The following is a 26641-nucleotide window of genomic DNA, read 5'->3' on the forward strand; positions in this document are numbered from 1 at the left end:
GCAGGTTCCCCGACACCGAAGGACCTCCATGCGCTCTCCCGCCCTGCGTCTCGGCGCCTCGATCGCGACCGGCCTGGTCGTCGCGGCCGGCGTCCTCGCGGTCACCCCGGCCTCCGCAGCCCCGACGCCGCCCGCCACCCCGGTCGCACCCGTCGCCGCCAACGGCATCGTCATCAACGAGGTCGAGTCGAACGGCGACGACACCGACTGGGTGGAGCTCCACAACACCGCGTCCGTCGCCGCCGACGTCAGCGGGTGGTCGATGCTCGACGACAGCGACGAGCACACCCGGTACGTCCTGCCGGCCGGCAGCATCGTCGCATCGAACGGGTACCTCGTGGTCGACCAGGAGTCCGCCACCGCGGACGGCTTCGACTTCGGCCTGGGCAACCCCGACGAGGTCCGCTTCTTCGACACCACCGGCGCCCCGGTCCTGTCGTACGCGTACACGACCCACGCCGATGTGACGTACGGGCGCTGCCCGGACGGAACCGGCCCGCTCGTCGACACGACCAGTTCGACGAAGGGTGCGGCGAACGACTGCTCCTCGCCGATCCGCATCAACGAGGTCGAGTCGAAGGACGGCACCCCGGGTGACTGGGTCGAGCTGACCAACACCGGCACGACGGCGGTCGACCTCGGCGGGTACGTGTTCCAGGACGACGACGACACCCACGCGTACGCGATCCCGGCCGGCACGACCATCGCCCCGGGTGGCTTCACGGTCCTCGACGAGGCCGACTTCGGCTTCGGGCTCGGCGGCGCGGACTCCGCACGCCTCTCGACCCCGGCCGGTGTCCTGGTCGACTCGACGAGCTGGACGGAGCACGCCGACGTGACGTACGGCCGCAACCCGGACGGCACCGGCGACTTCGCCCAGACGTCCGCGGCGACGAAGGGCACGGCGAACGCCTTCGCCGGTGTCGTCACCGCCGAGCCCTGGCCCGGCGGCCCCGACGAGCGGGTGCTCGACGACGCGGACACCTTCTCGGGTGACCTCAGCGGCCTCGACTGGCAGTCGTCCCGCACGGCCGTCGGCGGTGGCGTGCTGTGGGGTGTGCAGAACGGCGACGGACTGCTCTACCGCATGGTCTCCGACGGCTCGGCTGGTTGGACGCCGTCGAACGCGGCCGGCACCACGCTGCACTACGCCGACGGTTCCGGCACCCCGGACGCCGAGGGTGTCACCGTCACCGCGGACGACCCCGGCGCGGTCTACGTGTCGACCGAGCGGGACAACGACCGGTCCTCGACCAGCCGTCCCGCGGTCCTGCGCTTCGCCACCGACGACGGCTCCGAGCGCACCCTGAACGCCACCGACGAGTGGGACCTGACCGGCGACTTCCCGGGGCTCGGTGCGAACGCCGGACTCGAGGGCGTCACCTGGGTGCCGGACTCCTGGCTCACCGCGCAGGGCTTCGTCGACGAGAGCACCGGCGCGGCCTACGCGCCGACGCGGTACACCGGGCACGGCGACGGGCTCTTCTTCGTCGGGGTTGAGGGCACCGCGAGCGTGTACGCCTACGCGCTGATGGACGACGGCTCGTCGAAGCAGATCGCCACGATCGCCACCCCGTTCGCCGTCGTCGCCGAGGTCCAGTTCGACCCGACGCTCGACGCGCTCTGGGGGGTCTGCGACGACGCCTGCGCCGGCCGCAGTGCGCTGTTCGACGTCCAGGACGGTGCGTTCACCGCGGCGACCGTGTACGACGCACCGTCCGGCGCGGCGCGCGACCTGGCCAACGAGGGCTTCGCGATCTCGGACGTCTGCACCGACGGCGAGCGGGCGACGTACTACGCCGACGACAACGACACCGACGGCTTCTCGCTCCGCACCGGGACGTTCCCGTGCACCGAGGAGACCGTCCCCGCGCCCGGTGGCGACGGTGGCGCGACACCGGTACCGGTCCCCGGCGGCGGTGAGTCCACCCCGACGCCGACCGCCCCGGTCCCGGCCCCGACCACGCCGGCTCCGGTGCCGACCACGCCTGGTTCGACCACACCCGGCGCTCCGGACCAGTCGTCCCTGACGTCGGCGAACCGCGGTGGCATCAGTGCACCGGCCTCGGCACGAGCGGGCGAGACGATCACGGTCACGATGGGCCGCGAGCACGCCGGTGAACGCGTCGCCGTGTTCCTGTACTCGGCGCCGGTCCTGCTCGGCACCCCGGTCGTCGCCGCCGACGGTTCGGTCCGGGTCACGATCCCCGCCGACACCACAGCTGGCGCGCACCGGATCGCGGTCGTCGGAGCGGACGGCGCCCTGGTCGGGTGGTCGCCGATCACCATCACCGCCGCGGGCGCCGGGCAGCTGGCGTTCACCGGCGCCGAACTCGCGTCGTGCAGCGCCGCGGCGCTCCTGCTCCTCGCGCTCGGCGCCGGCCTGCTGGTCGCCCGCCGTCGCGGGCGGACCGCCGAGTAGTCGCACCGCCCACGGACGGGAGGCACTCCACCGGCTGGTGGGGCGCCTCCCGTCCGTCGTTCGCGCGCGCCAGCGCGCCGAGCCTCGCCCTGGCGGACAGATCGCGGCCTCCTGGCCCCGAGTCCTGTCCGCAGCGGCGAGCCTCGGCGCGGCCCGTTCGCCGCCGCCGCCCGCGGCCGCGTTCGCGCCCAGCGACACGGCTCGCGTGCCGCCACCCGTGGACTGTCGCCCAGCGCGAGGACGGCCGCGGGCCCGCCCGGCCGAGCGGCCCGCCGAGGCTCGCTCTGGCGGACAGATCGCGGCGTCCGGACCACGAGTTCTGTCCGCAGCGCCGAGCCTCGGCGCGGCCCGGCTGCCGCCGCCCGGCCGCCGCCGCCGCCGCGGCCGCGTTCGCGCCCAGCGACACGGCTCGCCGGTCGCCGCCCGCGGACTGTCGCCCACCGCGAAAGCGGGCGGCAGGCGGGCGCCGCGGCGCGAGCCCGCACCGGGCAGATCACGAACCGGACGCACTTTGCGCGCATGTCTTGACACCGTTTAATCCATACGGTGGACTAACTGCGCAACGCGGGCAACGGAGTCCGCGACCTTCACCCGTGCAAAGGAGCACCGATGAAACGCACCCGCATCATCGCCGGACTCGCAGCCGTGGCAGTCGCCGCCGTGGGTCTCGCAGGCTGCTCGAGCTCGGGGTCCGCCTCGAGTGACACCATCAAGATCGCGTACCAGAAGTACGGTGCCTTCCAGCAGCTCGACGCCCAGATGAAGGTCGTCAAGAAGGAGTACGAGAAGGACAACCCGGGCAAGACGGTCACGCTCGTCCCGATCCAGGCCCAGGGCAACGACTACTACACGAAGCTCGCGCTGATGAACAAGGCGCCCGCCACCGCGCCGGACGTCATGTACGAGGACACGTTCCTCGTCAAGGCCGATGCCCAGGCCGGGTACCTCCTGCCGCTCGACGAGTACACGGCGAAGTGGAAGGACTGGAGCCAGTTCTACGACAACGCCAAGCAGGCCGGTGAAGGCGTGGACGGCAAGACCTACGGCGTCCCGATGGGCACCGACACCCGGGCCCTCTGGTACAACAAGGACATCTTCAAGAAGGTCGGCCTGCCCGTTCCGTGGCAGCCCAAGACCTGGGACGACGTGCTCGCCGCCGCGAAGACCATCAAGCAGAAGTCGCCGGACACCATCCCCTTCAACATCTACTCGGGCAAGGCGCAGGGCGAAGCGTCCACCATGCAGGGCTTCGAGATGCTGCTGTACGGCGCGGACGGCTCCGGCAACACGCTCTACAAGGACAAGAAGTGGGTCACGGGCTCGAAGCAGTTCCAGGACTCGCTGCAGTTCGTGAAGGACGTCTACCAGGGCGGCCTCGGCCCGACACCGCAGCAGGCGCTCGACCCGAACGTCGGCACCACCATCGCGCAGACGTGGCTGCCGAAGGGCAAGCTCGCGATCGACCTCGACGGTTCGTGGCAGTCCGGCACGTGGCTGAAGTCCGGCACCGCGCCGTGGTCCGAGTGGAACGACGTGATGGGCCAGGCCGCGATGCCGACCCAGAACGGTCAGGAGCCCGGCTACAACAGCATGTCCGGTGGCTGGACCCTGGCGGTCGGCGCCAAGACGAAGAACCCGCAGGCGGCGTTCGACTTCATCACGACCTTCCTCAACAAGGACGGTTCGCTGAAGTACGACTCCGAGAACAGCCAGATCGCGGTCCGCAAGGACGTCGCCGAGGACCCGGACTACACCGGCGCCAACCCGACGTTCAAGTTCTTCTCGGGCCTGGTGGAGCACACGAACTTCCGCCCCGCCACGAGTGACTACTCGCAGATCTCGAACGCGATCCAGGTCGCCATGGAGTCGGTGATGACCGGACAGCAGTCACCGAAGGAAGCCGCTGCCGCCTACGACGACGCCGTGGTCGGTGTGGTCGGCAAGGAGCACACGGTCTCCGCGCGCTGACGCGACCGTGTCCTGACCCGACCGACCGTCGGACGGGAGGCGCGGTGCCAGCCCGCACCGCGCCTCCCGTTCCGTCCCCACTCATCACCGTGAGCTGTTCTGGAAGGCACCCAGCATGACCAGCACTCCCCTCGCGCCGGTGGTCCCGGCGCCCGGTGCGCCGAGACGCACCGACCCTCCCGTCCCGCGGAAGCGCAAGCCGCTCCGGAACGTCGGCCGAGCGGTCCCGCTCCTGCCGGCACTCGTCCTGCTCGTGATCTTCCTGCTCGGCCCCGTCATCTCGTCGTTCTACGGGTCGTTCACGAACTCGGCCCTGACCGGCGCCGGCGCTGCCGACCAGCAGTTCGTCGGCATGAAGAACTACATCGAGCTCTTCCAGGACAAGGACTTCCCGAAGTCCGTCATCCTGACCGTGGTGTTCCTGCTCGCCTCGGCGGTCGTCGGGCAGAACGTGCTCGGACTCGGCCTGGCGCTGCTGATGCGAGCGGCGAACAAGGTCGTCCGCTCGATCGTCGGCACCTTCGTCGTCGCGGCCTGGGTCCTGCCCGAGATCGTGGCGTCGTTCGCGGCGTACGCGTTCTTCAACGACGAGGGGACGCTGAACTCGTTCCTGTCGGTGTTCGGCATCACCGGTGCGAACTGGCTCTACACGTTCCCGATGATCGCGATCATCCTGGCGAACATCTGGCGCGGCACCGCGTTCTCGATGCTCGTGTACTCCGCCGCCGTGCAGGAGGTCCCCGAGGAGATCACCGAGTCGGCCGAGGTCGACGGCGCCACCGGATGGCAGCGACTCGTCTTCATCACGCTGCCGGTGATCCGCCGGAGCATCTCCACCAACCTCATGCTGACGACCCTGCAGACGCTGTCCGTCTTCACCCTCATCTTCGTGATGACCGGTGGCGGGCCGGGCACCAACTCGTCGACCCTGCCGATCCTGGCGTACCAGGAGGCGTTCAAGTTCTCGCAGCTCGGCTTCGGGACGGCGATCGCGACCATCCTGCTCGTGGTGGGGGCGGTCTTCTCGATCATCTACATCCGGGCGCTCAAGCCGGAGGTGGACTGATGGCCATCACAGCCCCGTCCCTCGACCAGACCACGACCCGCTCGGTGACCGCGCCGGGGTCGCTGCACATGACCTCGCCGCGTGGCCGGACCATGCGGTGGGTGGCGAACACCGTGCTGCTCGTCATCGCGGTCTGCTTCGCGGTGCCGCTGCTCTGGCTCGTCTTCGCCTCGTTCGACGCCCAGGCGTCGCTGTCGGTGAAGCTGCCGTCGCAGTTCACGCTCGACAACTTCACCAAGGTGCTCACCCCGGAGCTGTCGTTCATCCCGCTCGCGAACAGCCTGCTGCTCTCCGGCGGGACGGCGGTCGTCACGGTCGTCGTCGCGATCCTGGCCGCGTACCCGCTGTCCCGGTACAAGATGCGCGTCAACAAGCCGTTCCTGTACAGCATCCTGTTCGGCACCGGCCTGCCGATCACCGCGATGATGGTGCCGGTCTACGCACTGTTCGTCTCGCTGAACCTCATCGACAACATCTACGGCTGCATCTTCTTCCTCGCCGCGACCAGCCTGCCGATGGCGATCTGGATGGCGAAGAACTTCATGGACGCGGTCCCGATCTCCCTCGAGGAAGCGGCCTGGACCGACGGGGCGTCGATGTTCACGACGCTGTGGCGGATCGTCATCCCGCTGATGCGACCGGGCATCGCCGTGGTGTTCATCTTCGTGTTCATCCAGGCGTGGGGGAACTTCTTCGTCCCCTTCGTCCTGCTGCTCTCGCCCGACAAGGTGCCCGCCGCGGTGAGCATCTTCAACTTCTTCGGACAGAACGGGGCGGTGGCCTACGGGCAGCTCGCCGCGTTCTCGATCGTCTACTCGGTGCCCGTCATCGCGCTCTACGTGCTGGTGTCCCGCGGCCTCGGCGGCGGCAACGCCCTCGCCGGCGGCATCAAGGGCTGACGGTCCGCACCCCCATCCACGCCACGCGCGCGGGCGCAGCGCCGCGCACGCGCACTGAAAGGAACCGCTCCATGCACCAGGACGAACCCCTCGTCGAGGCCCGGATCGCACGACTCGTCCGCGACCGCGTCGACCCGAACGTCCACCGTCGGGCCTCGCCGGTCACGGTCGAGGCCTGGCAGGTCCCCGACGAACCCGTGCCCTTCGCCGACGCCGTCACCCAGCAGTACGAACCGTTCACCGTCGGCTCCCCGTGGGGTGGGCGGCCGTGGGGCACCACGTGGTTCAAGGTCACCGGCACCGTCCCCGCCGACTTCGGCACCGCCCCGGGCACCACCGCCGAGCTGCACGTCGACCTCGGCTTCACCAAGCGGCAGGCCGGCTTCCAGGCCGAGGGGCTCGCCTGGCGTCCGGACGGTTCCACGATCAAGGCCATCGAGCCGCTCAACGACAGCGTCCCGCTGCAGGTCGGTCCGGGGGAGTCGTTCACGCTCTACATCGAGGCCGGCGCGAACCCCGACATCGGCGGCGACTCGTTCCAGGGCGCCACCCCGCTCGGCTCGAAGCACACCGCCGGCGACGCCCCGATCTACCGGCTCCGCGCCCTGGAGGTCGTCGAGCGTGACGACACCGTCTGGGAGCTGCAGCAGGACCTCTGGGTGCTCCGCGGCCTGATGGCGGAACTGCCGACCGACGGCACCCGCGGCGCCGACGTCCTCCGCGTGCTCGAACGGGCCGCCGACGCGCTCGACCCCGACGACGTGGCCGGTACCGCCGCCGACGCCCGGGCCGTCCTGGCCGATGCGCTGGCCGTGCCCGCCAGCGGGTCGGCGCACCGGGCGATCGCGGTCGGGCACGCGCACATCGACTCCGCCTGGCTGTGGCCGGTGCGCGAGACGAAGCGCAAGTGCGCCCGCACCTTCTCGAACGTGCTCGACCTGATGGACCGCGACCCCGACTTCACCTTCGCCTGCTCGTCCGCGCAGCAGTACGCCTGGATCCGCGACGAGTACCCCGAGGTGTTCGGCCGCATCAAGCAGCGCGTCGCCGAGGGCCGGTGGATCCCCGTCGGCGGCATGTGGGTCGAGTCCGACACGAACCTGCCCGGTGGTGAGGCCCTGGCCCGCCAGTTCGTCGCCGGCAAGCGGTTCTTCCTGGAGGAGTTCGGCGTCGACACCCCCGAGGCCTGGCTGCCTGACTCGTTCGGCTACACCGGCGCCCTGCCGCAGATCGTCCGGGCCGCGGGCTCGAAGTGGTTCGTCACGCAGAAGCCGTCGTGGAACGAGACGAACGTCATCCCGCACACCTCGTTCCTGTGGGAGGGCATCGACGGCTCGCGGGTCCTCACCCACCTGCCCCCGGCGGACACCTACAACTCGGACGTCTCGCCCGCCGACCTGCACCGTGGCGAGCGGAACAACAAGGAGCGCGGCGTCGCGAACACCTCGATGCTGCTCTACGGCTTCGGCGACGGCGGTGGTGGTCCCACCCGCGAGATGGTCGCGGCCGCCCGCCGGCAGCACGACCTGGACGGCTCCCCCCGGGTCGAGCTCGGCACCCCGGCCGCGGTGTTCGAGGAGCTCGAACGTGCCCTGCCCACCCCCGGCGTGTGGTCCGGCGAGATGTACCTCGAGTTCCACCGCGGCACCTACACGTCGCAGATCCGCACGAAGCAGGGCAACCGCCGCTCCGAGCACCTGCTCCGCGAGGCCGAGCTCTGGGCCGCCACCGCAGCCGTCCGGCTCGACCAGGAGTACCCGTACGACGCACTCGAGTCCGCCTGGCACACCGTGCTGCTGCAGCAGTTCCACGACATCCTGCCCGGCTCGTCGATCGCCTGGGTCTACGAGAACGCCGAGGCCGAGTACGCCCGGGTCGCCGGGGTCCTCGAGGAGCTGATCGGCACCGCCACGACCGCGCTCGCCACCGGTGGTCCGGACTCCGACACCGCCGACCGGCCGGGAGGCACGCCCTCCGCCGCCACGCACGTCCGGTTCAACGCGTCCCCGGTCCCCGCCGACGGCGTCCGCGCCCTGGGTGCCGAGCCGGTCGACGCGGCGCGAGCCGTGCCTCCCGTCCGGGACGGCGACCGCTTCGTCTTCGACACCGGCGTCGTCACGGCGACCGTCGACGCTGGCGGGCACGTCGTCTCGCTCGTCGACCACGCGACCGGCCGCGACGCCGTCGCGCCGGGGGAGGCCGCCGCCGAGTACACCGTGTTCCGGGACACCCCGAACCAGTGGGAGGCGTGGGACATCGACCGCGCCTACCAGCGGCACGGGTCGGTGCTGCAGGCGACGAGCGTCACCGTCGAGGGGGACACGCTCGTCGTGGTCCGCCCGTTCGGCCGCTCCACCGTCACCACCCGGTACACCGCGACCCAGGGGCAGCCGGAACTGGTCGTCGAGACCGAGGCCGACTGGCACGAGCAGCAGAAGCTCCTGAAGCTGTCGTTCCCGCTCGACCTCAAGGCCGACCAGGCCTCGAGCGAGATCCAGTTCGGGCACATCGACCGGCCGACGCACCAGAACACCTCGTGGGACTTCGCCCGCTTCGAGACGAGCGCCCACCGCTGGGTGCACGTCGCCGAACCCGGGTTCGGTGTCGCCGTCGCGAACGACTCCACCTACGGCCACGACGTCACCCGGCGGACCCGTGCCGACGGCGGGACCACGACGCAGGTGCGCGAGTCCCTGGTGCGCGGGCCGAAGTTCCCCGACCCCGAGGCCGACCAGGGCCACCACGTGTTCCGGACCGTCCTGCGGGTCGGCGCCTCGGTGCTCGACGCGGCGGACTCCGGGTACCGGCTCAACCTGCCGGTCCGTGCCGTGCCGGGGGACCGTGTCGTGGAGCCGCTCGTGACGGTGTCGTCGCCGCAGGTGTTCGTCGAGGCCGTGAAGCTCGCCGAGGACCGCTCCGGCGACGTCGTCGTGCGGCTCTACGAGGCGCTCGGCGGTCGGGCCACCGACGTCGGTGTCGACTTCGGGTTCGCCGTCGCCGGGGTGACCCGGGTCGACCTGCTCGAGCGCCCGCTGGACGGTGCCGGTCCCTGGGCGGACGACGCACCCGTGGTCCTGACCCTGCGGCCCTTCGAGCTCGTCACCCTGCGCATCCGGCGGGCCTAGGGCGGACGCGAGACCGCGGCGTCGGACGGGGCTCTGGGTGCACCCGTCCGACGCCGCTCGTGCGCTCCGGCCCGTCGGGGCCGGGGTCTGATCGTGTCCCCGAGAAGGGGGACATCATGCCACTCCTTCTGTGCGCCGGAGTCCTGCAGCCTGGGAATGTGTCCGAACGGCACCGCGCTTTCCGGCTTCTTCCCCGATCAGGGCCGATCACGCGCATACTGCGAACACGGAGATCATGCGCGCGTCGTCGACGGTCGCACTGTGTTTCTCCCTCAACCAGTCAGGTACCGCAATGGCCACCTCCCCGCTCGTCCGCAGAGTCATGACGGGCGGTGCCGCGCTCGGCCTCGCAGCGTCGCTCGTCCTCATGGCGTCGTCCGGCGCCTCCGCCGCCACCGAGATCGACGGGCCCGTGAAGCTCGGGACCGCGGCGACCTACGCCGTGCTGGGCGCCAGCGCCATCTCGAACACCGGGACGTCAGTCCTCAACGGTGACGTCGGCGGCCCTCCGAGTGCGTCCATCACGGGGCTCGACCAAGCGGTCGTCACCGGCACCGTGCGGACCGAGAAGGAGGCCGCCCCCGCTCTGCAGGCCGGCCTCACGGCGTACAACAAGGCCGCGTCCTTGACGCCGACCGGCGGCGACGTGACGAACCTCGACAACCGCGCACCGCTCGTGCCGGGGGTCTACTCCGGTGGCGCGCTGAACCTCTCGAACAACAGCACCCTGACGCTGAGCGGCAACGCCCAGTCGACATGGGTGTTCCAGGCGTCGTCGACGTTGAAGGTCGGGACGAACAGCAGGATCGTGATCACCGGTGGCGCGAGCTCGTGCAACGTCTTCTGGAAGGTCGGCAGCTCCGCGACCATCCAGAGCGGTTCGCAGTTCCAGGGCACGGTCCTCGCCAACACCTCCGTGACGGCTGTCACCGGAGCGACCGTCCAGGGACGGCTGATCGCGCTGAACGGCGCCGTGACGCTCGACACGAACACGATCACCCCGGCGCAGACCTGCCCGCCGCCCACCACCCCCGTGCCGAACGTCGCCCCGCAGATCACCTCCGGGACGCCGACGGCCGGCACCACCGGTCAGCCCTACAGCTACACCGTGACCGCCACCGGCACGCCGACCCCGACCTTCACCGCCACCGGTCTGCCGGCCGGTCTGACGATCGACAGCACCACGGGCGTCATCTCCGGCACCCCGACCGCCCCGGGCTCCTCGACCGTGACGATCACCGCCTCGAACGGCACCGCTCCGGTCGACACCCAGGTGGTCACCGTCCGGGTCGTGACGCCCACGCCGACCCCCACCCCGACGCCGACCACTCCGGCACCGACGCCCACCACACCGACACCGACGGCCACCACGCCGGCCGGGACGACCCCGACCGGCAGCCCGACCGGCGGCGCCGGCACCGGCAACGGGCGGACCCCGACCGGGACGCTGGCCTTCACCGGGAGTGACCCGACCGTCCCGCTGAGCATCGCCGGCGTGCTGCTGGCCGCGGGCATCGGCCTGACCGTCGTCGCCCGACGTCGTCGCGTAGCGCGGGTCTGATCCCGAGCCGCACCACTCGCACACCACACGGCACCGCTCGTCTCCGGACGGGCGGTGCCGTGCTGTGTGCCCGGGCCTGTGATGGCGGTGGTCGCGGGTGGCGGCGGGCCGACGCCCGCCCGTGAACCGGTCCAGCGCCTCCCGGCTAGCGTCGCGGCCATGGCCGTCACCGAGATCTGGCTCGTCCGTCACGGCGAGTCCACCGCGAACGTCGCAGCAGCCCGTGCGCACGCCGCCGGCGCCGACGTCATCGAGGTCGACCACCGCGACGCCGACGTCCCGCTGAGCCCCCTCGGCGAGGAGCAGTCGCGGGCACTGGGCGCCGAACTCGCCGAGCGCGGAGTCGACGACGTCCCCGTCGTGCTGTGGGTCTCGCCCTACCGCCGCGCGCAGCAGACGATCGGCATCGCGCTCGAGGCCGGCGGGCTGACCGAACCCCCGCGTCGGGTCGACGAGCGCCTGCGCGACCGGGAACTCGGCGTCCTCGACCGGCTCACCCGCACCGGGTCGGCCAACCTGCACCCCGACGAGGAACAGCGTCGGCAGTGGCTCGGCAAGTACTACCACCGGCCCGCCGGCGGCGAGTCCTGGGTCGACGTGATGCTCCGGCTGCGCACCCTGTTCGCCGACGTCGACCGCATCCAGGACGCCGACCGTCTGGTGATCGCCGCCCACGACGCGGTCGTGATGCTGGCCATGGCCGTGTGCCTGGACCTCGACGAGCCCGAGCTGATGGCCTTCGCCGAGGACCACACCGTCGCCAACGCGTCCCTGACCCGACTCCGACGTGACGCCCTCGGCGGTCCGTGGACGCTCGAGGAGTTCTCCGGCACCGGACACCTCGACGAGGACCCGGACGCCGCCGTCACCGAACACGAAGGCCGGAAGGACGATGCCCGTGTCTGAGCCGGTCCCCGTCACCCCGAACCTGCTCCGCGAGTGGGCGTTGCCCGAGGTCGGCGGCAGCAAGTACGGCCGCGGTCAGGTGCTCGTCGTCGGCGGCGTCGCGAAGACCCCGGGGGCCGCGATGCTCTCGGCGACCGCAGCCCTCCGTGTCGGCGGTGGTCGTCTGACCCTCGCCGTCGCCGAGAGCGTCGCCCTGCACGTCGCGGTCGCCCTGCCCGAGTCCGGGGTGCAGCCGCTCCCCGAGGACGACGGCGGACACGTGGCCGTCGGCGCGATCCAGGGCCTGGCGGACGACCTCGGATCGGCGGACGCGGTGCTCGTCGGGCCCGGGCTCGACGAACCCGACGGCAGCCGCGACCTCGTCGCCGGACTCGCCGCGGCGGTGGGCGACGAGACGGTCGTCGTGCTCGACGCCTTCGCGCTCGGCGTCGCCGCCGACCTGGTCGACGAACTCGCCCCGTTGCGCGGCCGACTCGTGATGACGCCGAACTCCGGCGAGGCCGAACGCCTGCTCGGGCGCGACAGTTCCGACGACCACACCGACGCGGCCGAGATCGCCGAGCGCTACGGCGCCGTCGTGTCCCTCGGCGGGGTCGTCGCCGCGCCGGACGGCCGCTCGTGGGCGAAGGGCACCGGTGCCGGCGGCCTCGGCACCAGCGGTAGCGGGGACGTCCTCTCCGGCGCGATCACCGGGCTGCTCGCCCGCGGGGCCGACGTCGCGCAGGCGACCGTGTGGGCGACTCAGGTGCATGCCGCCGCGGGGGACCGGCTGGCGGTGCAGGTCGGGCCGATGGGGTACCTGGCGAGCGAGCTGCTCGGCGAGATCCCGCGCGTCCTGGTCGAGTTCGGCGCCTGACCTGCGCGAGACCACTCACCCGCGGAGCGACTCGACCGCCTTCTCGACCCGCCGCGCACGGGTCTCGGGTGTCGTCGCCTGCGCCACCGGGTCGACGAGCGCCCGCTGCGGCGACCCGCGCCTGCAGGACGGTCGTCGTGAACTCCATGCGGGCCTCCCGGCTGCTCGACCATGCGACGGGCCCCGATGACCCGGCTGTGTGTGACCTGGCGGAACCGTACAGGCGCACGCGCTGTTCTGCCACCGTTCACCGTTCCAGCACGGACCGGAAACCGGCCGCGTCCACGATCGTCCCGACCGGCGCTCTCAGCCGGACCGGCCCGACGGGTCGGACCCGAACTCGGAAGGCACCCCCGTGCAGTACAAGCGCACCCTCACCGGACTGGCCCTCGCCGCAGCGGCCGTCGTCACCCTCGCCGGCTGCTCGGCCACGAGCTCCGCCTCGACGAGCAGCAGCGACGCGAACTGGAAGACCGCCACCAGCGCCCAGGGCGCCGGCGGCATGGACGCCCTGGTGAAGGCAGCCAAGGCGGAGGGGCAGCTCAACGTCATCGCGCTGCCGCCGACCTGGGCGAACTACGGCAAGATCATCGACGGCTTCACGAAGAAGTACGGCATCAAGATCAACTCCGCGAACCCGAACGGGTCGAGCGCCGACGAGGTCGCCGCCGTGAAGTCGCAGAAGGGCCAGTCGACGGCGCCGGACGTGCTCGACCTCGGCAACGCGGTGCTGCAGCAGAACCTCGGCCTGCTGACGGACTACAAGGTCGCGAACTGGAGCGACATCCCCACGAACCTCAAGGACGAGGACGGCGCCTGGACCCGTGACTACACGGGCCTGATGTCGATCGGGTACGACTCGTCGAAGATCACGGACGCGCCGAAGGACCTGAGCGACCTGCTCGGCTCCGAGTACAAGGGCAAGGTCTCGATCGCCGGTGACCCCACCCAGGCGAACCAGGCCGCCAGCGCCGTCTACCTCGCGGCGCTCGAGAACGGCGGCTCGGCGGACGACATCACCAAGGGCGTCGACTTCTTCGGCAAGCTCAAGCAGGCCGGCAACTTCCAGAACGTGCTGCCGTCGCAGGCCACCGTCGCCTCGGGTGAGACCCCCGTCGTCGTCCAGTGGTCCTACAACAACCTGGCCTGGGGCCCGGCAGCCGGCGCGAGTGGCAACAAGAACTGGAAGACCGTCGTCCCCGAGGGGCAGGCGCTCAGCTCGTACTACTCGCAGGCGATCAACAAGGACGCGCCGCACCCCGCGGCCGCCCGCCTGTGGCAGGAGTACATCGCCAGCCCGGACGCCCAGAACCTGTACCTGCAGGCCGGCGCGTTCCCGTCGACCCTCGCCGCGCTCCAGAAGTCGGGCAAGGTCGACGAGGACGCCCTGCAGGCCGCCGGTGGCGCACCGAAGGACTCCGTCGAGCTGACCGACGCCCAGGTGACCGCGGCCGCGAAGGTCCTGGCCGCCAAGTGGTCGTCGACGATGGGCTCCTGAGCAGCATGACCACCGCATCGGCCCCCGGCACCGCCGGGGTCTCCGCCGCCGGGGTGCCGGCCACCACGGTCCCGGCCGCCACGCTCGTCACGAGCGAGCAGGCGACCGCGGCCCGCGCGGGAACGCCCGCCGATGCCACCGCCCGCCGCGGCGCCGGACCCCGTGTCCGGCGCCGCGGCGGCGTCGCGTGGCTCGGCCTCACCCCGTTCGCGGCGTACGTGCTGCTCTTCCTCGCCGTCCCGGCGGTCATCGCGGTCGGCTCCGGGTTCTTCGACGCGTCGGGCCACCCGACGCTCGCGAACCTCGCCGCGCTGGGCGACCCCAGCGTGCTGCGGGCCTTCGGCGGCTCGTTCGGGCTGTCCGCGGCCTCCGCCGTGATCGGCGCGGTGGTCGGTGCGCTCGTGTGCTGGGCGCTCGCCGCGCTCCGGCCGGACGGCATCGTCCGCTCGATGATCGACTCCGCCGCCAGCGTGCTGGCCCAGTTCGGCGGTGTGATGCTCGCGTTCGCGTTCATCGCCACGATCGGCACGCAGGGCCTCGTCACGGCATGGCTCGTGTCCACGTTCCACTGGGACCTCAACGCCGACGGCGCCTTCCTGTACACGGTGCCCGGCCTGGTGATCCCGTACGTCTACTTCCAGGTGCCGCTGATGGTCCTGACGTTCATGCCCGCCCTGGAGGGCGTCAAGACCCAGTGGGGCGAGGCCGCCGCAACGCTCGGCGCCTCACGCCTCACCTACTGGCGCCGCGTGGCCCTGCCCGTGCTGGCCCCGGCGTTCTGTGGCTCGCTGCTGCTGTTGTTCGCGAACGGGTTCTCGTCGTTCGCGACCGCCGCGGCGCTCATCTCGCAGGGCGGCATCGTCCCCCTGACGATCCGCGCGCAGCTCACCAGCGAGACGATCATCGGCCTGCAGAACGTCGCCGGCGTCCTGGCCCTCGGCATGGTCGTCGTGATGGCGGTCGTGATGACGGCGTACTCGCTGCTGCAGCGTCGAGCAGCCCGGTGGCAGCGGTGAGCGCGGGAGCGCCGGCCCGTCCGGCAGGTCCGGCCCGTCCGGCAGGTCCGGCCCGTCCGGCAGGTCCGGCCCGTTCCGCACGCACGTCCCGTCCCGCCCGGACGGGAGGCCCGGCCCGCGTCCCGCGGTTCGGCACGGCTCCGTCACTGGGTACCGCAGCGGTCGTCCTGATCGTCGTCGGACTGGTCTTCGCGGTCCCGCTGGTCGCGTTGCTGCAGTTCACGTTCCGTCAGGGCACCGACGGCAGCCTGACCACGGCGCACTACACGGCCCTCGCCGACCCGGCGAACGCCGGCACCTACCAGCCGGTCTTCGACGGCCTCGGCGCCTCGCTCCTGATCGCGGTCATCGCCGTCGCGATCGTCCTGCTCGTGCTGCTGCCCGCCCAGGTCATCACCGCCCTGCACCACCCACGGCTCCGACGCATCCTGGAGTTCGTCTGCCTGGTGCCGATCACGGTGCCGGTCGTCGTGCTCGTCGTCGGGTTCGTGCCGGTCTACCAGGTCGTCGCCCAGGTGTTCGGCTCCGGCGCGTGGCCGCTGTCCTTCGCCATCGGCATCATCGCGCTGCCGTTCGCCTTCCGTCCGATCTCCGCCGCGATCACCGCGATGGACCTCATCACGCTGACCGAGGCGGCCCGGTCGCTCGGCGCCTCGTGGTGGACGGTGACCTGGCGGGTGCTCCTGCCGAACCTGCGGCGGGGCATCCTCGCCGCGTGCTTCCTCACGATCACGGTCGTCCTGGGCGAGTACACCCTGGCGTCGTTCCTCTCCCGCACCACCTTCCAGACGGCACTGCTGCTCGTGCAGGGCACCGACCCGTACGTCGCCGCGATCTTCTCGCTCGGCGCGCTGGTGTTCGGCTTCCTGCTGCTCGTCGCCATCGGCCGGATCGGGCAGCGCCGCACGCGCGTCCGTCGTCCCCACCCCAAGGACCCCGCATGACCACCACCGCTCCCACCGCACCCGCCGCCCCCGCGTCCCTGTCCGGCACCGGCGCCGTCGTCGAGCTCGACGCCGTCGAGAAGCGCTACGGCACCCACCGGGCACTCGCGGGCCTGTCCCTCCGCGTCGAGCCGGGCGAGTTCCTGTCGCTCCTCGGACCCTCCGGCTGCGGCAAGACGACCGCACTCCGGGCGCTCGCCGGGCTCGAGGCGATCGACGCCGGCGCCATCCGCATCGACGGCGAGGACGTGGCGAACACGCCCGCGAACAAGCGCGACATGGGGATGGTCTTCCAGCAGTACTCGCTGTTCCCGCACATGACGGTGCGGCAGAACGTGGCGTTCGGACTCGAGATGCGCAAGGTGCCGTCGTCCGAGCGGAAGTCCCGGGTCGTCGACGCGCTCGACATGGTGCACCTCGCCGACTTCGCCGACCGCTTCCCGCACCAGCTCTCCGGCGGCCAGCAGCAGCGTGTGGCCCTCGCCCGCGCACTCGTCACCCGCCCCCGCGTGCTGCTCCTCGACGAGCCGCTCTCCGCCCTCGACGCCAAGGTGCGGGTGTCCCTCCGCGAGGAGATCCGCCGCATCCAGAGCGACCTCGGCATCACGACGGTGTTCGTCACACACGACCAAGAGGAGGCGCTCGCCGTCTCCGACCGGATCGCGGTGATGAACGCCGGCGACATCGAGCAGATCGGGACGCCCGAGGAGCTCTACCGCTCGCCGTCGTCGGCGTTCACGGCGGACTTCGTCGGCCAGTCGAACCGGCTCGGCGGGGACCTGCGCGGCGGCGACGTGTTCGTCTACGGCTTCCGGGTGCCCGCGCTCGACCTCACGGTGGCGGACGGCCCGGTGCTGGCGTACGTCCGACCGGAGGACATCGCGTTCGCTGCCGAGGGCGTCACCGGACGGGTCGTCTCGTCGAGCTTCCTCGGGTCGATCCGGCGCACCACCGTCCGGCTCGACGACGACACCATCGTCACGGTCCAGCACGAGGTCGGCGACCGACGTGTGTCCGGCGACCCCGTCGCGGTCCGGTTGCTCGGCGCCCCGGTGGCCGTCGCACCCGTCTCCTGAACCGCAGGGGGCGGGGCGGACGCGGGTGGGGCCTCCCGTCCGGTCAGCGCTCGAAGCGCGCCGCGACCTCGTCCGCCAGGACCGCGTCGACCCGTCGGCGCATGTTCTCCGGCATGTCCGGGAGGCTCGTGATCGGTGCCCAGAACGCCTCGGTGTTCTCGCCGTCGGCCGGGTACGGGTCCCCGGAGACCCAGCGACAGGCGAAGACGAGGTCCATGTACTGGGCCCGGTCGCCGTTCGGGTAGGTCATCGGCTCCAGCGTCTGCACCCAGGCCAGGCGTTCGGCGACGGCGACGACGTCGGCCTCCTCGAGGACCTCGCGCTCGGCGGCGACGGCGGGTTCCTCGCCCGGGTCGACGATGCCGGTGACCGGGGTCAGCGCCCCGTTGTCGGCACGGCGGACCACGAGGAGCTCGCGGTCGTCGCCCTCGCCGCGGGTGACGACCGCGGTGACGCCGGTCAGCCAGAGCAGCTCGGTGCCGACCTTCTCGCGCAGGGACAGGACGAAGTCGGGGGTGGGCATGCCGCCACGCTACCGGGCTCGGCCGACGGGTCGGCCCCCTGTCGCCGACTGGTCATGACCAGTAGACTGCGCTCGTGGAGATCATCATCCTGCCCACTCCGGCGGAGGTCGGTCGCGTCGCCGCGGCCAAGATCGCGTCGGTCGTCACGGAGAAGCCGTCCGCGGTCGTCGGACTCGCCACGGGGTCGAGCCCCGAGGGCATCTACGCCGACCTGCGTCGACGCGTCGAGGCCGGCGAGCTGTCGTTCGCACAGGCCCGCGGGTTCGCGCTCGACGAGTACGTCGGCATCCCGCTCGAGCACCCGGAGTCGTACGCCAGCGTCATCGCCCGCGATGTCGTCGGACCGCTCGGCTTCGACCCCAGCCGGGTCCGCGTGCCGGACGGGCGCGCCGGGGACCTGGCGTTCGCCGCGAAGGAGTACGACGCCGCGATCCGTGCCGCCGGCGGGGTCGACGTGCAGATCCTCGGCATCGGCGCGAACGGGCACATCGGGTTCAACGAGCCGACGTCCTCGTTCGCGTCCCGCACCCGCATCAAGACCCTCGCGCCGTCCACGCGAGAGGCGAACGCCCGCTTCTTCGACTCGCCCGACCAGGTGCCGACGCACTGCATGACGCAGGGGCTCGGCACGATCCTCGAGGCCCGCGAGCTCGTCCTCGTCGCGCAGGGCTCGGCGAAGGCGGACGCGATCGCCGCCGCGGTCGAGGGGCCGCTGTCGTCCTTCGTGCCCGGATCGGCGCTGCAGCTGCACGAGCACGCCACGGTCGTCGTCGACGAGGAGGCGGCCGCGGGCCTCCGTCTCGCTGACTACTACCGCTACACGTACGCCAACAAGCCGACCTGGCAGCGCTTCGAGTAGGGGTCAGCGGGCGGCGGCCAGGCGGGACAGGCCCTCGCGGAGGGTCTCCTCGGAGCAGCCGAAGTTGAGCCGGGCGTGCCCGATGCCCTGGCGCCCGAAGTCCCGGCCGTTCGACAGCGCCACCTTCGCCTCGTCGACCAGCCGGAGCGCCGGGTCCTCGCCCCACGGCAGGGTCCGGAGGTCGAGCCACGCCAGGTACGACGCCTGCGGCTGCCGGTACCCCGCCCCCGGCAGCGCCGTGCCGAGCTCCTCGGCCAGGATCCGCCGGTTCGTGGCCAGCTCGGCGAGCAGGGACGCCAACCAGGGCCCACCTTCCGAGAACGCGGCGACGCTCGCGGTGTAGCCGAGGATCCCGGTGCGCTCGACGACCTCGACCGGCATCCCGTCGAACCACGCCCGAGCCCGGTCCGAGGCACCGATCATCAGGGCGCACTTCGTCCCGGCCGTGTTCCACGCCTTGCTGGCACTCGTCAGGGCCACCCCGAGGGTCGCGGCCTCCGGGCAGCAGTCGAGGAACGGAGTGAAGGTCGCGTCGGCGTGCACGAGCGGCGCGTGGATCTCGTCCGACACCACGACCGCGTCCCACTCCGCCGCCAGCCGGGCCAGCGCCACCAGCGACTGCTGGTCGTGCACCAGGCCGAGGGGGTTGTGCGGGTTGCAGAGCAGCACCGTCCGGGCACCCTCGGCGAACGCCTGCCGGACGCCGTCCAGGTCCATCCGCCACCCGGCCGTCGTGTCGTACGGGTCGGCGATGCCTGCGGGGGCCAGGAGCGGCACCTCGGTCACGGAGCCGCCGGCCTCGGTCACGTAGTCCCAGAACGGCGGGTAGACCGGCGGCATGACGACGACCTGGTCGCCGGGCTCGATCACCCGGCGGAGCGTCTCGACCGCCGCGACCGAGACGTCCGTCGTGGTCCGCACCAGGTCCGGGTCGACCGCCCAGTCCCACCGGTCGGCGGCGAAGTCGGCGAAGGCCTCGGGCAGCGCACGGCCGTGTCCGACGTAGCCGGTGTCCCCGTCGGTGACCGCGCGCACCAGTGCGTCCCGCACGGGTTCGGCGAGGGCGCAGTCCATCTCCGCGACGAACATCGGCAGCACGTCCGCGTCGTACACGGTGTACTTCTCGCTCGTGCGGGTCCGGCGGGCATCGAACAGCGAGACCATGACGCTCATGCGGGTCATCCTCGCAGCACGGGCGGCCGCCGACCAGGGGCAGCGACACACCCGGGTCGCCGCACAGGCCCGGCGCCCGGGCGACCACGACGTGAACAGCACCCGACCGCTCCGTGACACCGCGTGCGTCCCCCGTCCGAGGGGGCTACCGTCGCCCTCGTGAACCGCTCCCGCGTGCACCGTCGCCCGCCCTTCCGTCCGGTCCCGCTCGCCGCAGCGGCCACGATCGCCGCGCTGCTCGGCACCGGGGTGGTCGCGGCACCGGCCAGCGCCGCCACCGCGACCGGTGCTGTGGGGGTGACCACGGCCTCCCGGCCGGTCACCGACCCTGCCGCCTCCGTCGACCCGTTCATCGGGACCAGCCACGACGGCAACACCTGGCCCGGCGCGACCGCGCCCTTCGGGATGATGCAGTGGAGCCCGACCGGCACGAAGGGTGACCAGACCTCGACCTCGGTCGCGAACGGCTACTCGTACGACGTCAACCGCCTGCGCGGGTTCAGCCTGACCCACCTCAACGGTGCCGGCTGCGCCCCGGGCGCCGCGGGTGACGTGCCGATCATGCCGATCACGACGGCCGTGACCACCTCGCCCTCCGCGGACACCACCGACGCGGTCTACGCCGCCGGCTACTCGCACGACCAGGAGTCCGCCAGCCCCGGCCGCTACTCCGTCCAGCTCGACAACGGCGTCCGCACCGACCTCGCCGTCACGACCCGCGCCGGCATCGGCGAGTTCGCGTTCCCGGCCGGGCAGGCCGCGAACCTGCTGTTCCGCACCTCGAACTCGATCAACGGCAGCGAGGCCGCCGACACCCGCGTCGACGCCCGCACCCGCACGGTGAGCGGCAGCGTCCTGACCGGCGGGTTCTGCAGCCGCCGCGCGAACGGCGGCGGCGCCACCAACCCCGACCGCCGCAGCTACTACCGCCTGTACTTCACGGCCACCTTCGACCGCGACTTCACGAGCACCGGCACCTGGAAGGACGGGACCGTCCAGCCGGGAGGCACGCACGCCTCCGGTGGGGAGGGGTACCTCACCGGCTCCGACCGTGCCGGACGCGGCTCCGGCGCGTGGGTCGGCTTCGACGCGCGTCGCGGGGCCACCGTGCACGCCCGGATCGGCATCTCGTACGTCAGCGCCGCGGGCGCAGTCGCGAACCGGGACGCCGAGGTGCGGAAGCACGCGAGCGTCAGCAGCGTGGCGGCGGCGACCCGAGCCTCCTGGAACCGCGAACTGTCGCGCATCCGGGTCGGTGGCGGCACCGCGGACCGGACCACGCAGCTGTACACGTCGGTGTACCACGCGCTCATGCAGCCGAACACGCTGAACGACCGCGACGGCCGGTACCTCGGGCCGGACATGCGGGTGCACCGCATCGACCGGGGGCACGCAGCGGTCTACGGCACGTACTCCGGCTGGGACCAGTACCGGGCGCAGATCCAGCTGCTCGCCCTGCTGCGGCCGGACGTCGCCGGGGACATGGCGCAGTCGATGCTGCGGTTCGCGCAGCAGAACGGCGGGGTCTGGGACCGGTGGCTGCACCTCGGGGCACCGACCCACGTGATGACGGGCGACCCCTCGGCTGCGACCCTCGCCACCTGGTACGCCATGGGGGTCCGGAACTTCGACGTCCGTGCCGCCTACCAGTCGCTGCGGAAGCAGGCGACCGTGCAGAACGCCGATGCGCTGAGTGACATCGGGTGCCCGGGGCAGTGCCTCGCGCAGCGGCCCGGGCTCGACCAGTACCTGCAGCGCCAGTACGCGGCGAACGACGACTGCCACTGCTGGGGCGGCGCCGCCGAGACGCTCGAAGACTCGATCTCCGACAGCGCCCTCGGCTCGTGGGCCTCGTCGCTGGGCCTGCGGTCCGACGCCCGGATGTTCGCCGCCCGTGGCACGTACTGGAAGAACACGTTCAACCCGGCCGTCGGGTACCAGGCGGCACGCCAGGCCGACGGGTCGTGGACGCCCGGGTGGGCGCCGTCCACCGGCGTCGGCTTCGCGCAGGGGACCAGTGCGCAGTACACCTGGCTCGTGCCGCAGGACGTCAGCGGCCTGTCCGCTGCCCTCGGCGGTGACGCGGCCGCGGTGGCACGCCTCGATGCCTTCTTCCACGACGCGTCCGGTGCCTTCGCGGTGACCGGCGGCGACGCGACGAAGTTCGACCCGACCAACGAGCCCGACATCCACACGCCGTGGATGTACAACGCGCTCGGCCAGCCGTGGAAGACGCAGGAGACCGTCCGCCGGGTCGTCGACGACGCCTACGGCACCGGGCCGAGCGGACTGCCCGGCAACGACGACCTGGGCACGATGAGCGCCTGGTACGTGTTCGCCTCGATCGGGCTCTACCCGCAGACGCCGGGACGGGCCGAGATGCTCATCGGCAGCCCGACGTTCAGCACGGTCGACATCCGGCGGGCGAGTGGGCAGCGGATCGTCATCCGGTCGTCCGGCACCGACCAGTACGTGCAGGGTGCGCGGCTCGACGGTCGGACGCTGACGAAGTCGTGGGTGCCGGCGTCCTTCGTGAACCGGGGTGGCACGCTGTCACTCCGGGTCGGGGTGACGCCGGACACCGAGTGGGCGACCGCCCCGCGGGACCGACCGCAGGACCGCTAGCAGGGCACCCGGCCCCGTGTGCGAACATGCCGCCATGCGGAGCCAGCACGTCAGTCAGGTCATCCCGGCGGCGCCGGAGGTCGTCTACGAGTACGCGTCGAACGTGGACAACCTGCCGGAGTGGGCGGCCGGCCTCGCCCAGGGCGCCGTCGTCCGGGACGGGGACGAGCTGCTGGTCGACTCCCCGATGGGGCGGGTCGTGGTCCGGTTCGTCGAGCGGAACCACTTCGGTGTCCTCGACCACGACGTGACGCTGCCGTCCGGGACCGTGGTGCGGAACGCCGTCCGTGTGATCGGGCATCCGGACGGCGCAGAGGTGGTCTTCACCGTCCGACAGATCGAACTCGACGACGCCGCGTTCGCGCGGGACGTCGAGGCGGTCGCCGCCGACCTCGAGCGACTCGCACAGTGCGTCCGCCGCAAGCCCGGCAGCTGAAGTGCGGTCCGCGCGCTGGTCCTGCGCCGAGCGCTACTGTTCGTGCCATGCAGCGTCGCCGCCCCACCGCCCTGATCGGGATCGTCCTCGTCGTGTGCGGGGCCGTGATGCTCGTCGTCGGCGGCGTCAGCAACGCGAACAGCCCGGCGGGGGACGCGGACATCGGTGCCGGCGCCTGGATCGTCGGCGGGATGGTCGTCGTCCTGGTCGGACTCGTCGTCTGGGCGGTCCAGGGCCTCCTCGCGCAGCGCCGGGCAGCGCGCAGCCAGGGGCGCTAGCCCGCGGCCGACCGGCCAGTCGTCCGCGTCCGCTGAGCGCCCTCGCCGACCGCCGGGTCCGAGGCTCCGGAGACTTCCCACAGGAGTGCTCCGCGGCCCCCGAACGCTCTCTAGGCTCCCGCTGTCAGACGATCGTCTGGCGGAGCCAACTGCGAGCGGACGAGGAACCCGATGAGCGCTGAGACACCCGCGATCCCCACCACGACCACCGAGCACTGGACCGAGGGCGTGCCGCGCACCGCCGTCGACGCCCTGCTCCGCCCGGGCGGCCTGGCCGTCGTGCCGACCAAGGTCGGCTACATCCTGATGACCACCGACCGCGCCGGCCTCGAGCGCAAGTTCGACGCGAAGCAGCGCAACCGGAACAAGCCCGGTGTCGTGCTCGTCAGCTCGCTCGAGATGCTCCGGTCCATCGCCCAGCTCACCCCCGAGATCGACGCCCTGTACCAGCGGTGCTGGGACGAGGACGTCCTGCTCGGGTGCATCCTGCCGTGGAGCGACGCCGGACGTGCAGCGCTGCCCGAGGACGGTTCCGACGAGCTCATGACGGACACCCGCGGCACGTCCTGCTTCGTGATCAAGTTCGGCGTCCCCGGTGAACTCGCCGCCCGCGAGCTCTGGACGCAGCACGGCCGCTTCGCGTTCGCCAGTTCCGCCAACCCGTCGGGAACGGGCAACCGCGGTGTCGTCGCCGGCATCGGCGAGCGGATCGCCGAGTCCGCCGACGTCGTCATCGAGGCCGACGACTACGTGGCCTCGATCCAGCCGGAGGCGACCGCCGAGACCCGCTACGAACAGGGCGTGATGGTCTCGATGGTGGACGCGGCCGGTGTGCTCGTGCCGCAGCAGGACGGCCAGCGCTCGGTGACCCCGGCGCCGACGCTGATCCGGAAGGGCCTGGCCGTCGACCGGATCATGGGTCTGCTCGCCGACACGTTCACGAGCTGGGACTACCGGCAGGGCGAGTACTACTGATCGAGCGGCTGCCCGGCGCCCCACACCCGGAGCACCTCGAGCGCCGGTGACAGCGCGACCAGGTCCGCCGCGAACCCGGGCGCGAGCCGTCCGAACCGGTCGCCGAGTCCGATCGCCCGGGCCGGCACGCTGGTCAGGGCCGCCACGGCGTCGGGCAGCGACTGCCCGGTGAGCCGCACGGCGTTCCGCAGCGCGACGTCCTGCGTCAGCGTGGAGCCGGCGATCGTGTCCGTCCCGGTGACGTGCGCGACGCCGTCCGTGACGGTGACGTCGAGCGACCCGAGTCGGTAGGGGCCGTCGGCAGCGCCGGCGGCCCCCATCGCGTCGGTGATGAGGACGATCCGCCCGGGGGCGGCGCGGAACAGCGTGCGTGCGGCGGCCGGGTGCACGTGCACGCCGTCGAGGATGAGTTCGAGGGTCACCCGCTCGTCCTCGACGGCGGCTCCGATCGGCCCGGGTCGGCGGTGGTGCAGCCCCGGCATCGCGTTGAACGCGTGCGTCAGGACGGTCGCGCCGGCGTCGAACGCCGCGCGCGCCTGCTCGTACGTGCCGACGGTGTGCCCGACCGCGACGGTCACCCCGGCCTGGACGAACCGGCGGACCGCGTCGAGTGCGCCGGGCAGTTCGGGCGCGATCGTCACCTGGCGGATCACGCCCGCACCTGCGGCGAGCAGCGCCTCGACGGCGGCGGGTGTCGGGGCGACGAGGAAGTCCTCGTTGTGGGCGCCCTTGTTGTCCGGCGACAGGAACGGCCCCTCGAGGTGGGCCCCGAGCAGCAGCGGATCGCTCGCCATCACGTCGCGGATCCGGCCGAGCGAGCGCACCAGGTCCGGCACCGGGTTCGCCACGAGGCTGACGACCGAGCGGGTGGTCCCGTGCATCCGGTGGGCGGCCAGGGCCGCGCTGAAGTCGTCGTCCTCGTACGCCTGGGTCGCCCCGCCGTGCCCGTGCAGGTCGACGAATCCGGGCACCAGGGTCGCGTCGCCGAGGTCGACGACCTCGTCCGCGTCCGGTGCGACGCCCGTCCCGGCCTGGAGGATCGTGTCCCCGCCGACGAGCACCCACCCGTCCGTCACGGGGCCGGCCCCGTCGACCAGGCGGGCGGCGCGGACCAGGGTGGTGCGGGCCTCCAGACCGGCGTCGCTCATGCGGTCTCCCGCCGGGCCGTGACGATCCCGCTCACGGCGGCCACGACGACGAAGACGAGTCCGACGGCCGGGTGGCCGAGCGAGATCCAGGTGGCGCCGGCCGCGATGACGAGGGCGACCTCGACGATGGTCTTGCCGACCACGTCGGTCTCGATCGGCGAGCGCGGCGAGCGGAAGAAGTACCAGACCACCGCGGCGAACAGCGGTGCGCCGACGATGAAGAACAGCGCCGGGAACGGGTACGGCCAGGTCAGGTACCCCCAGTACGCCAGGGACAGCAGGCCGAAGGCGCAGACGACGAACCGGACGACGCTCCAGACGTCGATCCGTCGCTGCGGGACGGCCGGGGCCACCGGGACGTGGTCGTCACCGGGGTCGATCGGGCTGCGGGGTGCGTCGCGCATGACCGGCCCTACTTGAAGATGATCGTGCGCGCACCGTCGAGGAGCACACGGTCCTCGGCGATCCAGCGCACGGCCTGGGTCAGGGTGCGGGACTCCTCGTCCTGCCCGATCGACACGAGCTCGGCGGGTTCCTTCGTGTGGTCCACGCGGACGACGTTCTGTTCGATGATCGGCCCCTCGTCGAGGTCACTCGTGACGAAGTGCGCGGTGGCACCGATGAGCTTGACGCCACGGGCGTGCGCCTGCCGGTACGGGTTCGCGCCCTTGAAGCCCGGCAGGAACGAGTGGTGGATGTTCACCGCACGACCGGCCAGGGCAGCGCACAGTTCGGGGGAGAGGATCTGCATGTACCGGGCGAGGACGACGAGCTCGATGTCGTGCTCGTCCACCGCCTCGAGGATCCGGCGCTCCATGGCGGCCTTCGACTCGGCGTCGGTGACGGGCCGGTGCTCGAACGGCACCGAGTAGAACGACGCCAGCTCGGCCAGGTCCGGGTGGTTCGCCAGCACCAGGGGCACGTCGATCGGCAGCTGGCCGCCGCGCTGCCGGTAGAGCAGGTCGTTCAGGCAGTGCCCGGCCTTCGACACGAGCACGAGGGTCCGCATCGGACGACCGACGACGTCGAGCTGGACGCGCATGCCGTAGCGCTCGACGACCGGGGCCAGGGACTCCTGGAAGGTCTGCCGGTCGACCGGCGCCATCACCTGCAGGCGCATGAAGAACGTGTTCGTGTCGGCGCTCGAGAACTGCTGCGACTCGGTGATGTTGCCCTCGGCCGCGACCACCGCTCCGGACACGGCGTGCACGATGCCCGGCTGGTCGTCGCAGACCAGCGTGAGGGTCCAGTGCGTGGGGTTCTCGGGCGTGGGGTCGGTCACCGGT

General features: G+C 72.0%; 22 protein-coding genes and 1 pseudogene. 17 read left to right on the forward strand and 6 right to left on the reverse strand.

Translation table 11 applies throughout. The features are described 5' to 3' along the window. Positions 1-28: 28 nt before the first annotated feature. From QL987_RS02660 to QL987_RS02695, 8 genes are all read left to right on the forward strand, one after another. A complete protein-coding gene (locus tag QL987_RS02660; RefSeq protein ID WP_290156140.1) occupies positions 29-2422 on the forward strand; it encodes a lamin tail domain-containing protein in 2394 nt (797 codons plus the stop codon). A 609-nt stretch (positions 2423-3031) separates the two neighbouring features. Continuing rightward, positions 3032-4390, forward strand: a complete 1359-nt coding sequence (locus tag QL987_RS02665) for an extracellular solute-binding protein (RefSeq protein WP_290156141.1) — start codon at positions 3032-3034, stop codon at positions 4388-4390. 115 nt (positions 4391-4505) lie between these two features. After that, positions 4506-5456, forward strand: a complete 951-nt coding sequence (locus tag QL987_RS02670) for a sugar ABC transporter permease (RefSeq protein WP_290156142.1) — start codon at positions 4506-4508, stop codon at positions 5454-5456. Positions 5457-5524: 68 nt separating this feature from the next. After that, complete coding sequence (locus QL987_RS02675; protein WP_166780812.1) at positions 5525-6355, forward strand: carbohydrate ABC transporter permease; 831 nt, start codon at positions 5525-5527, stop codon at positions 6353-6355. A 71-nt stretch (positions 6356-6426) separates the two neighbouring features. Continuing rightward, positions 6427-9480, forward strand: coding sequence for a glycoside hydrolase family 38 C-terminal domain-containing protein (locus tag QL987_RS02680; RefSeq protein ID WP_290156143.1), 3054 nt, complete (start codon positions 6427-6429; stop codon positions 9478-9480). Positions 9481-9772: 292 nt separating this feature from the next. Next, positions 9773-11041: an ice-binding family protein gene (locus QL987_RS02685; protein WP_290156144.1), complete on the forward strand. Its 1269-nt coding sequence runs from the start codon at positions 9773-9775 to the stop codon at positions 11039-11041. Positions 11042-11200: 159 nt separating this feature from the next. Further along, the gene (locus QL987_RS02690; protein WP_290156145.1) at positions 11201-11947 is read left to right on the forward strand and encodes a histidine phosphatase family protein; all 747 of its coding nucleotides are present in this window, start codon (positions 11201-11203) and stop codon (positions 11945-11947) included. Next, positions 11934-12803, forward strand: coding sequence for an NAD(P)H-hydrate dehydratase (locus QL987_RS02695; protein WP_290156146.1), 870 nt, complete (start codon positions 11934-11936; stop codon positions 12801-12803). Before QL987_RS02690 ends, QL987_RS02695 begins: the two co-directional genes overlap by 14 nt. Before the next feature lie 15 nt (positions 12804-12818). Here QL987_RS02695 and QL987_RS02700 read toward each other — a convergent pair. Next, positions 12819-12902: pseudogene (locus QL987_RS02700) on the reverse strand (YdeI/OmpD-associated family protein); the annotation flags it as partial. A gap of 256 nt (positions 12903-13158) precedes the next feature. Here QL987_RS02700 and QL987_RS02705 point away from each other — a divergent pair. The 4 genes from QL987_RS02705 to QL987_RS02720 are packed head-to-tail and all read left to right on the forward strand — an operon-like array spanning position 13159 to position 17337. After that, a complete protein-coding gene (locus QL987_RS02705) occupies positions 13159-14301 on the forward strand; it encodes an ABC transporter substrate-binding protein (RefSeq protein WP_290156147.1) in 1143 nt (380 codons plus the stop codon). 5 nt (positions 14302-14306) lie between these two features. After that, positions 14307-15317, forward strand: coding sequence for an ABC transporter permease subunit (locus QL987_RS02710; RefSeq protein WP_290156148.1), 1011 nt, complete (start codon positions 14307-14309; stop codon positions 15315-15317). Then, the gene (locus tag QL987_RS02715; RefSeq protein WP_290156149.1) at positions 15314-16261 is read left to right on the forward strand and encodes an ABC transporter permease subunit; all 948 of its coding nucleotides are present in this window, start codon (positions 15314-15316) and stop codon (positions 16259-16261) included. Before QL987_RS02710 ends, QL987_RS02715 begins: the two co-directional genes overlap by 4 nt. Then, the gene (locus QL987_RS02720; protein ID WP_290156150.1) at positions 16258-17337 is read left to right on the forward strand and encodes an ABC transporter ATP-binding protein; all 1080 of its coding nucleotides are present in this window, start codon (positions 16258-16260) and stop codon (positions 17335-17337) included. Before QL987_RS02715 ends, QL987_RS02720 begins: the two co-directional genes overlap by 4 nt. A gap of 43 nt (positions 17338-17380) precedes the next feature. Here the strand turns inward: QL987_RS02720 and QL987_RS02725 are convergent, their stop codons facing one another. Beyond that, on the reverse strand, positions 17381-17860 hold the full coding sequence (locus QL987_RS02725; protein ID WP_290156151.1) for an NUDIX domain-containing protein: 480 nt from the start codon (positions 17858-17860) through the stop codon (positions 17381-17383). 74 nt (positions 17861-17934) lie between these two features. Between QL987_RS02725 and nagB the strand changes: the two genes are divergently transcribed. Then, positions 17935-18720, forward strand: a complete 786-nt coding sequence (nagB, locus tag QL987_RS02730; RefSeq protein ID WP_111073850.1) for a glucosamine-6-phosphate deaminase — start codon at positions 17935-17937, stop codon at positions 18718-18720. Between the two features lie 3 nt (positions 18721-18723). Here nagB and QL987_RS02735 read toward each other — a convergent pair whose 3' ends face one another. Then, positions 18724-19893, reverse strand: a complete 1170-nt coding sequence (locus QL987_RS02735) for an aminotransferase class I/II-fold pyridoxal phosphate-dependent enzyme (protein ID WP_290156152.1) — start codon at positions 19891-19893, stop codon at positions 18724-18726. Positions 19894-20052: 159 nt separating this feature from the next. Here QL987_RS02735 and QL987_RS02740 point away from each other — a divergent pair, with 159 nt between their 5' ends. The 4 genes from QL987_RS02740 to QL987_RS02755 all read left to right on the forward strand — a co-directional run bounded on the left by QL987_RS02740 (position 20053) and on the right by QL987_RS02755 (position 24207). Then, the gene (locus QL987_RS02740; protein WP_290156153.1) at positions 20053-22518 is read left to right on the forward strand and encodes a GH92 family glycosyl hydrolase; all 2466 of its coding nucleotides are present in this window, start codon (positions 20053-20055) and stop codon (positions 22516-22518) included. A gap of 34 nt (positions 22519-22552) precedes the next feature. Further along, positions 22553-22954 carry an SRPBCC family protein gene (locus QL987_RS02745; RefSeq protein WP_290156154.1) on the forward strand — a complete coding sequence of 134 codons (402 nt, stop codon included), beginning with the start codon at positions 22553-22555 and terminating at the stop codon, positions 22952-22954. A 47-nt stretch (positions 22955-23001) separates the two neighbouring features. After that, positions 23002-23232: a hypothetical protein gene (locus QL987_RS02750; RefSeq protein ID WP_290156156.1), complete on the forward strand. Its 231-nt coding sequence runs from the start codon at positions 23002-23004 to the stop codon at positions 23230-23232. A 171-nt stretch (positions 23233-23403) separates the two neighbouring features. Next, positions 23404-24207, forward strand: a complete 804-nt coding sequence (locus tag QL987_RS02755) for a Sua5/YciO/YrdC/YwlC family protein (RefSeq protein ID WP_290156157.1) — start codon at positions 23404-23406, stop codon at positions 24205-24207. Here the strand turns inward: QL987_RS02755 and nagA are convergent. Genes nagA through purU form a run of 3 tightly spaced genes read right to left on the reverse strand, consistent with a single transcriptional unit; the run spans position 24201 to position 26637 of the window. Then, entirely contained in the window at positions 24201-25355 is a 1155-nt protein-coding gene (nagA, locus tag QL987_RS02760; RefSeq protein ID WP_290156158.1) for an N-acetylglucosamine-6-phosphate deacetylase, read from the reverse strand. The two genes, QL987_RS02755 and nagA, sit on opposite strands and share 7 nt — an antisense overlap. Then, entirely contained in the window at positions 25352-25759 is a 408-nt protein-coding gene (locus tag QL987_RS02765) for a YrdB family protein (RefSeq protein ID WP_221850039.1), read from the reverse strand. The genes nagA and QL987_RS02765 overlap by 4 nt, the downstream gene beginning before the upstream one ends. Positions 25760-25767: 8 nt before the next feature. Beyond that, positions 25768-26637 (reverse strand): formyltetrahydrofolate deformylase, encoded by an 870-nt coding sequence (gene purU, locus QL987_RS02770; protein ID WP_111073844.1) that lies wholly within the window; start codon positions 26635-26637, stop codon positions 25768-25770. Between the last annotated feature and the right edge of the window lie 4 nt (positions 26638-26641).

The organism is Curtobacterium sp. APC 4022, from assembly GCF_030407555.1.
GTDB lineage: Bacteria > Actinomycetota > Actinomycetes > Actinomycetales > Microbacteriaceae > Curtobacterium.

Bases quoted from the DNA above. Each gene is read 5' to 3' on its own strand.
- QL987_RS02735 (WP_290156152.1), bottom strand. From the start codon at position 19,893: ATGAGCGTCATGGTCTCGCTGTTCGATGCCCGCCGGACCCGCACGAGC.
- QL987_RS02680 (WP_290156143.1), top strand. From the start codon at position 6,427: ATGCACCAGGACGAACCCCTCGTCGAGGCCCGGATCGCACGACTCGTC.
- QL987_RS02710 (WP_290156148.1), top strand. From the start codon at position 14,307: ATGACCACCGCATCGGCCCCCGGCACCGCCGGGGTCTCCGCCGCCGGG.
- QL987_RS02745 (WP_290156154.1), top strand. From the start codon at position 22,553: ATGCGGAGCCAGCACGTCAGTCAGGTCATCCCGGCGGCGCCGGAGGTC.
- QL987_RS02765 (WP_221850039.1), bottom strand. From the start codon at position 25,759: ATGCGCGACGCACCCCGCAGCCCGATCGACCCCGGTGACGACCACGTC.
- nagA (WP_290156158.1), bottom strand. From the start codon at position 25,355: ATGAGCGACGCCGGTCTGGAGGCCCGCACCACCCTGGTCCGCGCCGCC.
- QL987_RS02755 (WP_290156157.1), top strand. From the start codon at position 23,404: ATGAGCGCTGAGACACCCGCGATCCCCACCACGACCACCGAGCACTGG.
- QL987_RS02665 (WP_290156141.1), top strand. From the start codon at position 3,032: ATGAAACGCACCCGCATCATCGCCGGACTCGCAGCCGTGGCAGTCGCC.
- QL987_RS02675 (WP_166780812.1), top strand. From the start codon at position 5,525: ATGACCTCGCCGCGTGGCCGGACCATGCGGTGGGTGGCGAACACCGTG.
- QL987_RS02660 (WP_290156140.1), top strand. From the start codon at position 29: ATGCGCTCTCCCGCCCTGCGTCTCGGCGCCTCGATCGCGACCGGCCTG.
- QL987_RS02720 (WP_290156150.1), top strand. From the start codon at position 16,258: ATGACCACCACCGCTCCCACCGCACCCGCCGCCCCCGCGTCCCTGTCC.
- QL987_RS02690 (WP_290156145.1), top strand. From the start codon at position 11,201: ATGGCCGTCACCGAGATCTGGCTCGTCCGTCACGGCGAGTCCACCGCG.
- QL987_RS02695 (WP_290156146.1), top strand. From the start codon at position 11,934: ATGCCCGTGTCTGAGCCGGTCCCCGTCACCCCGAACCTGCTCCGCGAG.
- QL987_RS02750 (WP_290156156.1), top strand. From the start codon at position 23,002: ATGCAGCGTCGCCGCCCCACCGCCCTGATCGGGATCGTCCTCGTCGTG.
- QL987_RS02725 (WP_290156151.1), bottom strand. From the start codon at position 17,860: ATGCCCACCCCCGACTTCGTCCTGTCCCTGCGCGAGAAGGTCGGCACC.
- QL987_RS02670 (WP_290156142.1), top strand. From the start codon at position 4,506: ATGACCAGCACTCCCCTCGCGCCGGTGGTCCCGGCGCCCGGTGCGCCG.
- QL987_RS02685 (WP_290156144.1), top strand. From the start codon at position 9,773: ATGGCCACCTCCCCGCTCGTCCGCAGAGTCATGACGGGCGGTGCCGCG.